A 13,212-nucleotide genomic window follows, 5' to 3' on the forward strand; every position below is an offset into this window, starting at 1 on the left:
CGTGCTTTGGTCATCGGGGCCCCGGCTGCGATTCGGAGCCACGGACAGAATCACAGCAGATTCAACCGAAGCAATAGTCAGCAGCCCGTTCTCCAAGACGCGGCCGAACTTGTGGGTAATTGAAAGCGTCACCGGGCGCTTACGCTAAATCAGAAGCACCAATTGTCTCAAATTCCCTGACGACGGACAGGTTGTCCAGCGGCCAGCGGCTTCACGTTCTCGCGGAAGCATGTTTCAAAGACGGAAACGTTCGCGAGCCAGGTCACCTCGGCAGGTAGACGGGCAAGGGCTACATTACGCTGGCAACCACATTCACCTTCGCAGTCGGCGAACGGCCAACCAAGTCAATACATGGTCGGTGGTGTTCTGAAAGCTGACGCCAAACCCTTTGTTTTCGGATAGTTCGTGGCAAAGGGTTTGTGTGAGATGCAATCGTACGCGCCCATTTGCAGGGGGCGTCCGCAATTCAGCACAATCGAACCCAAAGATGCTTTCCACCGTCGGGTAGAGTGCTTTGAAAAGCGTTTCCTTGGCCGAAAAAAGCAGTGTTGCCAGCAGATCCCGAGGGAGAGTTGTCTGTCGCGCAATCAAATAGCGTTCATGCTCATTAGCAGCGACAGTCAGGATAGACTCCAACGCATGTCCACTGGCCACTGCCTCGATGTCGACACCCGCTTGCCAGCCCTGGTGGGCAATGGCGAAACAGGCGCAATATTCCCGTGTGTGGGCGATCGAGCCGGCAGAACCTTGGGGCCAAAGGGGGGCGCGGTCAAGGGCGATGCGAATGTCGGGAGCAGGTCGGCCGAGCGCCTGCAACGCTGCGCTCGCCATCGCGCGACCGGCGAGAAATTCGGCACGGCGGATGGGTAGTGCTGTGGACAAGCTGGGAGGACGGGCCAAGGCGAGCTTGTGAAATAAGTCCTCCGCGTAGCTCTCGAAATTGAACCGGCACTGCACTAGGACCGCACTGGCATATCCAGTATTGTGGAACGTCACGTCCTCAAGGAACCCCCGCGAACGGGCAGATAAAGCAGTGAGGTGCCTGCCGGATGGGGCGGGCGTTCCGAGAGCCGCACGTGCTGCCGCAGTGCCCGGCCTTGATTCATTTCGCATATCGACCACATGAACTTCTGTCATGTTAACAAAGGGAACTTAGTAGTATGGTCTTTGTCCGTAGGTTAATTCTTAGAGGGCTGGCTGCGCTCTCTGGATTTCTATTGGCGGGCCGCTTCTCGCGCAGACGAGAGTGTTGTATCCTAGTTCTGTTGTCAGACTATTTTGACTGATGGATCACTTCTGGCAGATGCTCTCGTAGAGATCGCTGAAATTTGCTGCCTTAAAAATCTCATCCAGTCGAGGCGCTCTCCAGAGACCAGTTTTTTTTAAACGAACTTGAAGAGCTGTGGCAAGAATGCTGTCTCCCCCGATGTCGAAGAAGTTATCCTCGAATCCGATTTCCGTGGCCTTCAACAGAGATTTCACTTCATTGAGGAAGGCTCCCCTCAGATCGACGCTCTGAACATTCTCCAGGGCCATTCCGACTTCTTCCGATGAAGATGTCTTGTCTACGCCCGGGCTGTCGTTCGTAATTGTCCTAACCTGCTCGGTCCATTGCCTTAGACGGGGAGGCAAGGGGCGCGTCGCTACTATGACCTGACCATTGTCGACGGTTGCGAGTATGCGCTCGATAATGTCAACCCCCTCCTCGGGACCGAGTGCCACCTCCTTCGCGTGAGATGTAGCGTACGCGGCAGTAACCTGCCACTCGTACGAGTAACCCCAGTCATCCCAGTTAGAATTGATCCACCGGATACCGAGTTTGCCTGGGACTTGGCGTGCAAACGCGTCCATGAACCTGTTTGCCGCCGCATAAGCGGCCATCGCCGGTCCACCCAGAATTGAAGCGAGCGAGGAGAAAAGGAAAACGAATTCCGGTACTCGGGTGTAGGTAGACTGGATTCGCTTCAGCGCATTGTAGAGATTACGCGTCCCCACGACTTTGGAGGCAAACTCATTGGCAGAGGTCGTGTCCTCCATCTCAGAAAGGAACTTCAGATCAGATAACCCAGCCGCGTGGAAGATACCGTCGATCCGACCGCAATCCCGAATAGTAATTTCGAGAACGCTCCATAAGCTGTCGAAACTAGATACGTCCGCCTGGCGAAGGATCACCCGGCCCTTCGCATCATCAAGCGCGGCCAATCGGCTCATCCAGCCATTCTCATCCAGATCCGCGGACTTCCAGTCCAAAAAATCGGGTACCGCACGGCGGGTTACCGCGACGACTGTCGCCCCAAGCTTTACGAGGTGTTCAGTCAAGGCAAGACCGATCAGCCCGAGACCTCCTGTGATCAGATAGACTCCTTCGGATCGGAGGATCTCCTCACGGGGAAATTGTGCGGTGAGGGACATCTCGGAAAAGTGCGGCACCCACCGCCGGGGTCCGCGTAGCGCCACGACCCCATCGGGGCTAGGTATATCCCGCCCAATTTCAGCAACCAGCCGATCGCTGACACCCGGTTCGTCGATGTTCACGTCAACAACGCGACAATCAATGTTCGGATTTTCCTGCGGCAACACGATGGCTGGACCGAAGATGCATGCCTTTTCGGGATGAACGGGTTCCTCACCGACCTGGACCATCTGATCACCAACGATCCAGACATCGACCGGAGTCTGGAATGTCAGCGTAGAGAGAACTCTCGCCAAATCGAGTATCGCGTCGTAGCTTCGCAAAAGACCGGTCTGCACCGCAGTTGGATCCTCGGACGAGTCGGCGCAGTCGCTCAGGTGCCAGAGGCAGAGAATGCGGTCAGCGGAACGGCCCGAAGCGATCTCGGCGTCGAAGAGCGCCTTCAGGCCTTCTCGGGTAGGGTCAATCATGATGATAGACTCCTTGACTTTCATCGACTGGTTCGAGGGTTTGGCTCGTCGGCAAACACGAACAACCTCATGACCAGCATCCACCAACTGCTGCATGATTTTGTTTGCCAGCGCGTCTCCCGCGCCCTCCACGTCTTTGGCCGGCCGATCGGCGAGTATCAGCCAACGCTGCCCCTTTGTACTCCCGTTACCGAGAATCGTGCGGGGAGGCATTCTCTCTGTCCAACTCTGCGAATAGATGAAAGCCTCTCCCTTGCGCCGCTCTCGCTCCTCGGTCTGCGGCAGAACCGTCAAGCCAACAGGCTGACCGTCCGGCCAGCAACGGTGACGGTCAAACGAGTACGTCGGAAGGGAAATCCGCCGGTGAGAACCGAACGGTTCCAATTGATCGCTGGCTCGTTTCCAATCCACCGCAACACCCAAGGACCAGAGGCCCCCAAGACATTCCAGAAGAACATGACGGTCGGTGAATTCAAGGTCGTCTTTCCCGCGCGCGGCTGAGACGATCGCTGGAACGCTGGTCTTAGGAGCCTCTGAATGGATTGTTTCATGTGCGAAACGCGTAAGATTGCACGAGGGGCCAATGTCAATGAGCGCAGTTGCGCCGGCCGCGACGATAGCCGCGAGAGACCGATCGAATCGGATCGTTCCACTTGCTTGCCTGCTCCAGTAGGTCTCTGGCAGAGAAACTTTCGCCCGGTGCAGATATCCTCCTAAATTCAGAGCGATGGCCAAATCCGGCACTCGTTTCTCGAGCGTGCGGACATGTGCGTCAATAAGATCAGCCGCCGGTCTCATCAGCGGAGAATGGCTAGCGACGCCAGCTGTATTAAGGACTTGGTTGGGGATCTCTGCTTTTTCGAGCCCCTTCTGAAGCCTTTCAATCAGTTCCCGTTTCCCGGTGAACACGACACTAGTTTTGGAGTTCACGACGCCGACACTGATCTCGCCAGCTTCAACTCGGTCACGCCAAGCGTCCCCATCGAGAATGTGTTCAGCCTCTTCCGGGCTGCATTTGACCGCAAGCATAGCACCGTCGACGCCAAGATTCGCCATCGCACGACCACGAGCGACCATCAGGGCTATAGCGTCGTCCAGCTTCAGAATGCCCGCGAGGGTGGCCACAACGTATTCGCTCATACTGTGTCCGACAAGGTAATCGGGATGCACGCCACACGCTTCCAGCAAATTTGCCATAGCGTACTGCACGGAGAAGATCATGACGTTGATTTCTTCGAAGGATGCGGCCGCGTAGCCGTCGTTTTCCCCAAACACGAGTGACACCACATCACGATCCAGGATGGGGCGACTAGCGGCAGCACAAGTCAGAAACGCCTCGCGAAAGTCAGAGACATGATCAAACAGATCCTTGAACATTCCCGCGTACTGGACTCCACCGCCCGGCAGCATGAACGCAATCGACGGTGAGGAAAGAATTCGATCCGCCGCCCGATCCGCCTCTTCCTCTAGCCTCTTGATGGCCATATCTAAGTTGCGCGCCACAACGACCGTCCGATGATCGAAATGGCATCTTGCCACCCGGAGCGTATGAGCGACGTCGCCGAGATAGACATCCCGGTTGCGCCGCAGGAACGTGGCTAAATTCCGACAGGCCCGGATTAGCGCCGACGGCGTCTTTGCGGATAAGCACAGGGCGTGGGATCCCCGCGCGATCGGTCCGGGCCACGCCCTTACCTTCTCGTTCATCCATTCCTGCACCACAACATGACAATTGGTTCCGCCGATTCCGAGGCAGGTGACTCCGGCAGTTCGGACGCGACCCTGCTTACGAGGCCAGGGTCTGAGCTGCTCATTGACGAAGAAGGATGTCTCTTCCAGATTTAACTCCTCATTCAGCCGGTTGATGTTGATGGTCGGGGGAATTAGGCCTTGCTGAAGGCTGAGCACTGTCTTTATAAAGCTCGCGACCCCAGCGGCCGCATTGGCATGGCCAATATTCGGTTTGATTGACCCCAGCGCACAGGTCTCGCGACTTTCCGCTTGCCCCGCGAAAGCCTCTGCCAAAGCGCGGACCTCAATTGGATCACCGATCTTGGTGCCGGTCCCGTGAGTTTCGATGTATTCCACGTCCGCAGGGTCGAGCGTTGCGGACACAAGTGCTTGGCGCACAACAGCAGCCTGTCCCTGCACGCTTGGTGCCGAGAAAGATGATTTGGCGTAGCCATCGTTGTTAATGGCACATCCTTTCACCACCGCGTGGATGGGGTCGCCCGCAGCGAGCGCATCTTTGAGCCGCTTGAGAACAACGACTCCTACCCCATCTCCGACGACTGTGCCGCTGGCATCGGCATCAAAGGCGCGGCATACGCCGTTCGAGGAATTGATGAAACCTTCTACATACTGGTATCCCGCTTGAGGGAAGATGATGCTCGCCGCGCCTGCCAGCGCCATATCGCAATGGCCGGCCGCGAGCGACTGAGCGGCAGTAGCGATCGCGACGAGTCCTGTTGAGCATGAGGTTTGTACCACAATGCTTGGGCCGCTGAGGTTCAGCATGTAGGACACACGCGATGCGAGATAGTCCTTGTCGTTGCCGAGTTCCGTCAGCCAGGCGAGCAGGGCGTCGGAAGGATCTATGAGGTTTTCCCCCTTCAATTGGTGCAGCAGATAGAGTGGGAGGAAGGAACCGGCGAAGACCCCCGTCCGGCCTTCGTGCCGGGTTGGCATGTATCCGGCGGACTCAAGCGCTTTCCAGCAGCATTCGAGGAACAATCGATGCTGCGGATCCATCAACGTCGCCTCACGAGGCGACAAGCCCCAAAAACCCGGATCGAACATGTCCACATCATCGAGATGGGCCCCCATGCGAACATAATCGGGGCGCTGCAGGAGACTTTCCGGAATCCCCCGGGCCTTGAGGACCTGCGCCGATATGGGTTTGATTGAGCAGACGCCTTGACAAAGGTTTTCCCAGAGCGCCTCGATGGTGTCTGCGCCGGGGAATCGCGCGCTCATGCCAATCACCGCGATATCCATACCGGTGCCACCTCTTTGGTCGACCGCCTCAAGCGGCGGCTTGTCCGCCGAAACCGACGGTGGCATGCGAAGCTTTCTGAATTGGGGACGTCTCTGCTCGCCGTGGCGTTTGCGAAGAAGAGCCGCAAAATCTTTGAAAGTCGGGTTTAGGAAGACCTCTACTACGCGGAGTTCCACCTTCAGACTCTCACGAAGCTGCATGCAGAGACGGGCAGCCAGAAGGGAATGTCCGCCGTGGTCGAAAAAGTTATCGGTGGGGTCGACAGTTTCTATCTGGAGAAGGTCTCGCCAGACAGCGTGCAGTGCGGGCTCGATCTCGTCGGTGCCTGTCACAGCAGCGCACGCCTCATCCGCTAGTTCACGGAGGCGTGACCGATCAAGTTTCCCGTTCGCCGCAATAGGCAATTCCGTCACAGGCACGAACTCTGATGGCATCGCGTAGTGCGGCATCTCGGACTTCAGGTGGGCACGCAATGAAGCCTGCCAGTCCTTGTTCCGATTGCGTATTACTACATAGGCGACCAGTCGATCAGGCTGGCCTGTCTCCGGATCAAGCTCCGGCACGACGGCAGCGGAGCAGACAGCGGAATGCCGGAGCAGAGCGGTTTCTACAGCCCCTGGGACAACGCTATAACCTCGGATTTTTACCATGAACGCGCAGCGCCCGACGATTTCTACTTGTCCACTAGGCAACATGCGGCCAAGATCACCCGTGCGGAACATCGTGCCTGCACCGCGGAACGGATCGGGAAGGAACCGTTCCCGTGTCATCTCTGGGCTGTTGAGATAACCTTGCCCCACGGCATCGCCACCGACGAAGATCTCACCCAAGAAGCCCAGTGGGACTGGTTCGTGCCGATCCCCAAGGACATAGACGCCGACGTTGTGCTGAGGTGCGCCGACCGGAACGATTTTCTGTGTTATTGCAGGATCGATCCCGGATAAGTCTATGTGGGTGACGTCATAGGTCTCCGCTATACCGTAGCTATTGATGATTTTGACATGCGGCAACGCATCTTTCGCACGGGCAAGCAACGCCGCTGTCACCACCTCGCCTGATAGGTAAATCAAACAAAGGTCCTGAAGGCGGGAGGAATCGGTCAGCACGCCACTGCCTACAAGCACATCCAGCAGCGAGGGAGTGAAAAGTGTTCTAGAAATTCGGTTTCGCTCAAGATAATCTACAAGCTGGTACGGATCGTAGATGACGTCGTCTGGAATTAGATATGCTGGTATCCCATCCAGGATGGGCCGCATTATTTCCCAGGCTAGGAAGATATTAACGGCCTCGCGCTCCTCAGTCGCATATGGCAGCGTGTGATAGCGACATTGGTAAGATGATACAAAGCTTCGGTGGGGGCAGATGATTCCCTTTGGCTCACCCGTGGTGCCGGACGAAAATACGATCTGGGCTGGGGTATCAAGATCGACCACCCGGCAATTGGCTGGACCGACGTCGCTGAGTTGCGCTTCCCAACTCTTGTCGATAGATAGCACAAGGCCAGACCAGTCAGGTGGAAGGTTAGCTCCGAAACGTTTGTTGGTGACTACGATTTCGATGGCCGCCTTTTCGAGTATCTGCTTGAGCGCCGCAAAGGGCAGAGCCTTGTCGAGCACGACATATACTGCGCCTGCCTTAAGAATGCCAAATTGTGCGATCGGATATTCAATCGAAGTATCCATGAGAATGCCCACATGCTTTCCGGGACGCTGGCTGTGCCCGAGAAGCTGCCTGGACAGAGCCTCGCTCAGCTCGTCGAGTTCACGGTAGGTGAGGGTCGCATCGTCAGAAACAACGGCGGGAGCGTCGGGCTTGAGCGCTGCTTGCTTGCGGAGCAAATCATGTAGTGGCAGTTCAGGGTAAGGCAGGGTCTCGCCGATTCGAATAGATGCCGGCAGATCTGCCTTCACGTCTTGGGTCTCGTTCAGAAGCGTAGGCACCACTTTCTCGGTCATCGAATGCGTGAAAAAGTGATCTCCCCCAAACATAATCCGGGCGAAGCGTGACCTTGTAAGTCGACGCCATCCGTCCAGATCGTTCGCATTGAGCAATTCATCCTGAAGCCCTCCTATTGCGGTAATAGCTGCATTGAGAGGGGTTGCTAACCTCCGATCATAAGTCTCCGCCAATTCGAAGTCGGCCTTCAAGGGCGGCAAGATGAAATCTACTAGAAGTTCCTCGTTGGTGAGAGCCTCAGGAGGAACCATACCGAGCGTCCGAATCAGGTCAGTCAATTCATCATCCGAGTACCTATACATGGGGGGGTCATCCGCCGGCACATCCGCCGATTTGTGAGCAGACACGACCAAATGAAAGGGAGATGGCCTGCCGGAGCGTTCAAGCGAGCGAGCGACCTCGTAAGCCACGAGAGCACCCGTACTGTGACCAAAGAATATGAAGGGCCGGTCGCAATGTTCGGGAAGCGCCTCAGTAACAGCGGAAACCAGCGCATCCATGCTCCGGATCGCGGGCTCAGCTGATCGGCTACCGCGCCCAGGAAGATCGAGGCAGATCAGCTCGACGTCTTCGGGAAGATGGTCAGACCAACTACGGAACGATTGGGCGCCGCCACCACCATGCGGGAAGCAAATCATGCGATACGACGGTTCGAGTGAACTCTTTACTACCTTCAGTATTCCTTTTGCTTTAGGGGGGAGCTGTTTCATCTGCGCGACCGCCTTGTACTATTGAAACTATGTTGCAGCACGGCGCCTGAATGGAACCTTCGGCGAAAACGAGTGGCCGTACGGGCGCTTCTGTCAATCTCTCCAGCGGACATGGAACCTCCTGCTTCACGAACACGTGGGATTGGGTTGCAGTCCGAAACGAGAGAGAAAAATATATCGCGTTCGATAGTTAGAAGAAGTTATATATATGTTAAACTTTATTGAACAGTGTTAAAGTTAGATTGGTGGAAGTTTAATATTTGTGAATGGAGCACTAATAGATCACTAAGCGTCAGTCGTAGGCAAGAAGCCCGGTAATTATGGTAGATCGTGGTACTGTTGGATTTGCGAGACTCAGTTGAGATCATGTTGGCTTGGATCGAAATCACCCGTGCCGCATTGTGAGCCGCGTTCCTGCCCGGCTTGAGTCTCGTTCTTAGACGGCAGCGGATGGTGAGAAAGGTACTGAGCTTGCAGAACTCTCAGCACACTGCCTCCCCAGCGATCGAAGGGAGCATCCGAGATCAGCGCGCAAAAATTCTGCCTTGCCACTCCCAATGTGTACCGGCCCGGCCGCACGAGGATAGCTCATCCTATTCGTGAGCGATTTTGGTTGGGTAGCGGCGGATCGTGAGGCGGTGAGGCATCTGTCTAACCGCGAGAGGCCAGGACTATGGAACGCGCTGGAGGTGAGGCGGCCTGGTTCGGTGGGGCTTTGCTGCCCCACCGCTCACGGTGCGGCCGGCTCAGGTTGGTGGCGATGAAGCGGGAGCAGGCTGGCCTCCGGCAGGCGGCGGCGAAGGCAAAGCGAATACCCGAGATGGTTTCCGGCACGCGGACGCCGAGCTTGAGGTGCCTGAGGACCAGCCTGGCGAACTCGGCGTTGGCGAGACGGTGGCCGGTGGGCACCGCCTCGCATAGGGCGAGCATGAGCCAGTATGCGGCGGTGTGAAGGACGAGGCGGACCTGGGTTGGCGACCGGCGCGCGACAGCTGGTGCGGTCGGAGGCGTGTTGGCTCTTGTGCATCTTGATCAGGTTTTCGGCTTGGCCGCGGGCGCAGTAGATCACGTAGAGGTGCTTGGCCGAGCCACTGTCGAGATTGGTGACAACGAAGCGGATGTCGAGGTCCATCGCGGTTGCTTCGATGCGGGCACAGACGCGAAGCTCTTCCAGGACTTCGCCTCTCGGCGCATGCAGACGTCGTCGGCACTCTCATCGACGAGCCGCCGGAGAACCGCGTCGCCGGGCAGTGCAAGGTATAGTCGATGCCGTTGTCCTGGCACCAGGCCTGACTTGGGCTTAGCCGGTGATCGCCGCGCACCAGGATACGGTGGTCGGCCAGCGGGCGCGGATGCGCCGCACAAGACGGCGCAGATGGTCGCGGATCTCCTTGCCCGTCGGCGTCTTACCGGGATGCAGGATAATGACCACCGGGCGGCCGGTGGCGGTGTCATAGACATTGATCCGCAGGAAGCAGCGCTCGTCGTAATTGGTGTTAAAGAGCGACAGCTGCTGATGGTCATGAACGACATCGTGCGTATTGTCGATGTCGAGCGTCACGCTCTAGAGCGGCGGCATAGCTCGACAGCCACAGGTCAACCAACCACCACATTGCCGAGCCGGATGATCGTCTTGAGGTCCCGCAGGTCCTCCAGTCGCGAACAGATCGGCTGCGAGCACAGGTCGATGCCGTCGGTCAGCCGCCCACAGGCGAGCTTGAGCCAGGTCAGTGCGCAGCCGGTCGAGATCGTTGACGTCCTCATAGCCGCAGGCAATCGCAAAGATGCGGGCACGCACAATGTCGACGACCGCGTGCTTCGTCGACGACCGCGTGCTTCACCCACCGCGTATCGCGCGGATCGTGGATCGCAGCGGCAAGACTTTGACATATTTCAGTTTATTTTCGAAACTGTTAAGTAGAAAAGGAGGGACTGTCGTATAATCGTGTTATAATGTAATGTAAAATTCTCAGAGATACCTGTTTTACACTCCATGCTTCTGGTACGGTCGCTCTCGTGTTTTTCTGCTACCTATCTTGGGAGTGTCGATGGCAGTGTCGATTCAGGACCGGCGGCAGCCAGGCCGGAAATTGCTGACAACTCCGCCGGGGGGGGCGAACATACCGTTAGAGCATCGACATGATTACCTTGTGGCCAGACGCCTTCGCAGGGGCAAACAACCATGCTCCGGACAGTGAGAAGGAGCAATTCGCGCGCCCCATGGCTGCAGTGCCGCACCCGCCCTTACACGACCTATCTGCACTTACATGGAGAAAATGTTATGAAAGCCCTGGATCAGCAGACAGCACTGGAGCAATCCGCACGAGAGCGGATGAAGGCGTCCCATGCTCTCGATGGCGACGCCGCTCGCTTGGCCCGCTTATATAGCGGATGGGCGAATGTGTTCGACCTAGATCAGGCCCGCGTCGGGTACTGCGGCCCGACAGTCATCGCGGAACTGGTGGGCGCTGTGCAGACGGCCTATTTGGCCGGGCAGCGAAGTGCTGTCGAAATTCTGGACGCTGGCTGCGGAACGGGACTCGTCGGTATGGAACTGGAACGCCTCGGCTTCCGGTTGATTGACGGGTTCGATCTAACCGAAGAGATGGCTGAAAAGGCCCGGCAAACCGGCGTCTACCGCCATGCTCGAGGCGATGTCGATCTCAATGGGCAGCTCTCCGAGTACTCCAACGCTAGCTATGACCTGACCGTCTGCTGCGGCGTTCTCACGCTCGGACACGTCCGACCCGGTGGATTGCGCGAGCTGGCTCGCGTCACCCGCCCGAACGGCTTCATCATTGCAAGCACCCGCAAGAGCTATGCAAAGACAACATTCTTTGAAGACTGGGTTCGGTCTCTGCGGGATGAAGGCGTCCTTGTAACGGCACTTTGTCTAAATAGCGGCAGATACCTCGCCGAGGAGCACGCGCACTACTGGGTCTTTCGGGTGCCCGAGAAGGTCAGCGCACCAGAGGAACCAAGGCTATGACGGCGCTGCCACAAACCTTGCTTTCCAAAATTGCAGCTTATGCAAGGAGGCACGAGGAGAGCCGGCACCTAAGCATATGGCCCGTCAGTAGTTCCGGTCTGATCGTGGCGCCACGAAAAGAACGCATCGCGCTAGCTAGCTGTGAGGATTCGCGACGATGCGTCATCCTGCCGGCCAAAGACTATTCTCAATGCTGAAAGTAAGAAGATACCAAGATGTTGCCGACAAATATAAGTTATACAAAAGATGTGATTATGCAATAAAATATCAATAAGAGAATATGGATAAGTGTTAAGTGAGCCATGAAAGTGCCAATAAAATACCAATGATTGGTATAACTGGCAATATTCTATGGTATGAACACATAGGCTGTAGAGAAGAAGTATTGACTGATCTGTGATAACCCTGTTTTGATAAATGCCATGTTATATTGAATTGTATTGTGTTGGCATCTATTATGTCCAGATCGCGGAGGCTAATGTTTGATGGTGACGGGGCACTATGTGGCAGTGCGAAGATACATCGAGCCGTTCGAGGAGATTAGCTAATCGCCAACGCCAGATCATTTTTTTGGTATCTGGCAGTGACTTCCAAAAGCGGCCACCGTATCCTAAATATTGCGATAAACTAGCGCTAACGCTGCTCTAGATTACTAACGCGGTCCGCGGGATGCCAGGCCTCATCAATTTCACGGGGCAATCCGATACTATGACACACTCCAAGCAGATTGTTATCGTTACGGGCGCGACGTCCGGGATAGGGGAGGCGGTTGTAGATGCCTTTGCCGTGACGGGAGCGTCAGTCGTACTGGTTGGTCGCGACCGGCAACGCGGCCAACGGGCGCTGGAGGCCGTCCAGAAGCGTGCTTGTGAGGCCGAATTGATGCTCGGCGATGTGACGGACTCGGCCTTCGCCGACCAAGTGATTGAATCCACCGTGGAGCGGTTCGGAAAGGTATGCGTCTTGGTCAACAGCGCCGGGATTATCCGCCGTGGAAGTGTTGTCGAAACATCGGACGAGGATTGGCGGCAGACATTCGAGGCTAATGTGAACGGTGTGTTCTATTTTAGCCGCGCTGCCGTGAAGGCTATGAGATCAACCGGCGGCGGCGGCATTGTCAACATAGCCTCGAACGTGGGATTGGTTGGCTGTCCAGGGCTGGCTGCCTATTGCGCGTCGAAGGGCGCCGTCGTTTCGCTGACGCAAGCCATGGCCTTTGACCACGCAAAAGAGCAGATCACGATCAATGCAGTGTGTCCCGGCGCGGTGGACACGCCGATGCTCGTTTCAGCTCATACCAAACCGGTCACAGCGGCCGAGGTTCTGCAAAGGAACATCGATTCAAGTCCTCAGGGCCGCGTAGCTGCACCGGCGGAAGTCGCGAGTTTGGTCCTCTTCCTCGCAAGCGAGGGAGCAAGGCACATCACAGGGGTTGCCATTCCAATAGATGGCGGCTTCACGGCGGGATAAGGAGGAATTCTTGGGGACTCGGTTATCAGGAAAGGTTGCCATCGTTACCGGCGGCAATCGAGGCATAGGGCGTGCAATGGCCGAAACGCTCGCGCAAGAAGACGCCATGGTCGTCATCGGCGATCTGCGCAACGATAACTCCGCTGGTTCCGGCGGCGTTGAGCGCCTCACATTCGTGTCTCTCGACGTCACGGACGAAGCTTCAA

The 13,212-nt window shown here is 56.6% G+C and carries 5 protein-coding genes and 1 pseudogene; 3 read left to right on the top strand and 3 right to left on the bottom strand.

Annotated features, from left to right (window positions below):
- Positions 1-312: 312 nt before the first annotated feature.
- From AC4FWB_RS33300 to AC4FWB_RS33310, 3 genes and pseudogenes are all read right to left on the bottom strand, one after another.
- Positions 313-996: a 4'-phosphopantetheinyl transferase family protein gene (locus AC4FWB_RS33300; RefSeq protein ID WP_491030466.1), complete on the bottom strand. Its 684-nt coding sequence runs from the start codon at positions 994-996 to the stop codon at positions 313-315.
- A 294-nt stretch (positions 997-1,290) separates the two neighbouring features.
- Positions 1,291-8,547: an SDR family NAD(P)-dependent oxidoreductase gene (locus AC4FWB_RS33305; RefSeq protein ID WP_491030467.1), complete on the bottom strand. Its 7,257-nt coding sequence runs from the start codon at positions 8,545-8,547 to the stop codon at positions 1,291-1,293.
- 747 nt (positions 8,548-9,294) lie between these two features.
- Positions 9,295-10,363: pseudogene (locus AC4FWB_RS33310) on the bottom strand (IS1380 family transposase); the annotation flags it as partial.
- A gap of 465 nt (positions 10,364-10,828) precedes the next feature.
- On the opposite strand from AC4FWB_RS33310, the gene AC4FWB_RS33315 reads away from it, so the two are divergent.
- The 3 genes from AC4FWB_RS33315 to AC4FWB_RS33325 form a co-directional block, all read left to right on the top strand.
- A complete protein-coding gene (locus AC4FWB_RS33315) occupies positions 10,829-11,536 on the top strand; it encodes a class I SAM-dependent DNA methyltransferase (protein ID WP_491030468.1) in 708 nt (235 codons plus the stop codon).
- Positions 11,537-12,244: 708 nt separating this feature from the next.
- Positions 12,245-13,006 carry an SDR family NAD(P)-dependent oxidoreductase gene (locus tag AC4FWB_RS33320; RefSeq protein WP_491030469.1) on the top strand — a complete coding sequence of 254 codons (762 nt, stop codon included), beginning with the start codon at positions 12,245-12,247 and terminating at the stop codon, positions 13,004-13,006.
- Positions 12,984-13,212, top strand: a 229-nt coding sequence (locus AC4FWB_RS33325) for an SDR family NAD(P)-dependent oxidoreductase (protein ID WP_491030470.1), incomplete at its 3' end; no start/stop codon positions are given. The genes AC4FWB_RS33320 and AC4FWB_RS33325, both read left to right, overlap by 23 nt.

The sequence above is a fragment of the Mesorhizobium sp. LEGMi-168a genome (genome assembly GCF_058312955.1).

Bases quoted from the DNA above. Each gene is read 5' to 3' on its own strand.
- AC4FWB_RS33305 (WP_491030467.1), bottom strand. From the start codon at position 8,547: ATGAAACAGCTCCCCCCTAAAGCAAAAGGAATACTGAAGGTAGTAAAG.
- AC4FWB_RS33315 (WP_491030468.1), top strand. From the start codon at position 10,829: ATGAAAGCCCTGGATCAGCAGACAGCACTGGAGCAATCCGCACGAGAG.
- AC4FWB_RS33320 (WP_491030469.1), top strand. From the start codon at position 12,245: ATGACACACTCCAAGCAGATTGTTATCGTTACGGGCGCGACGTCCGGG.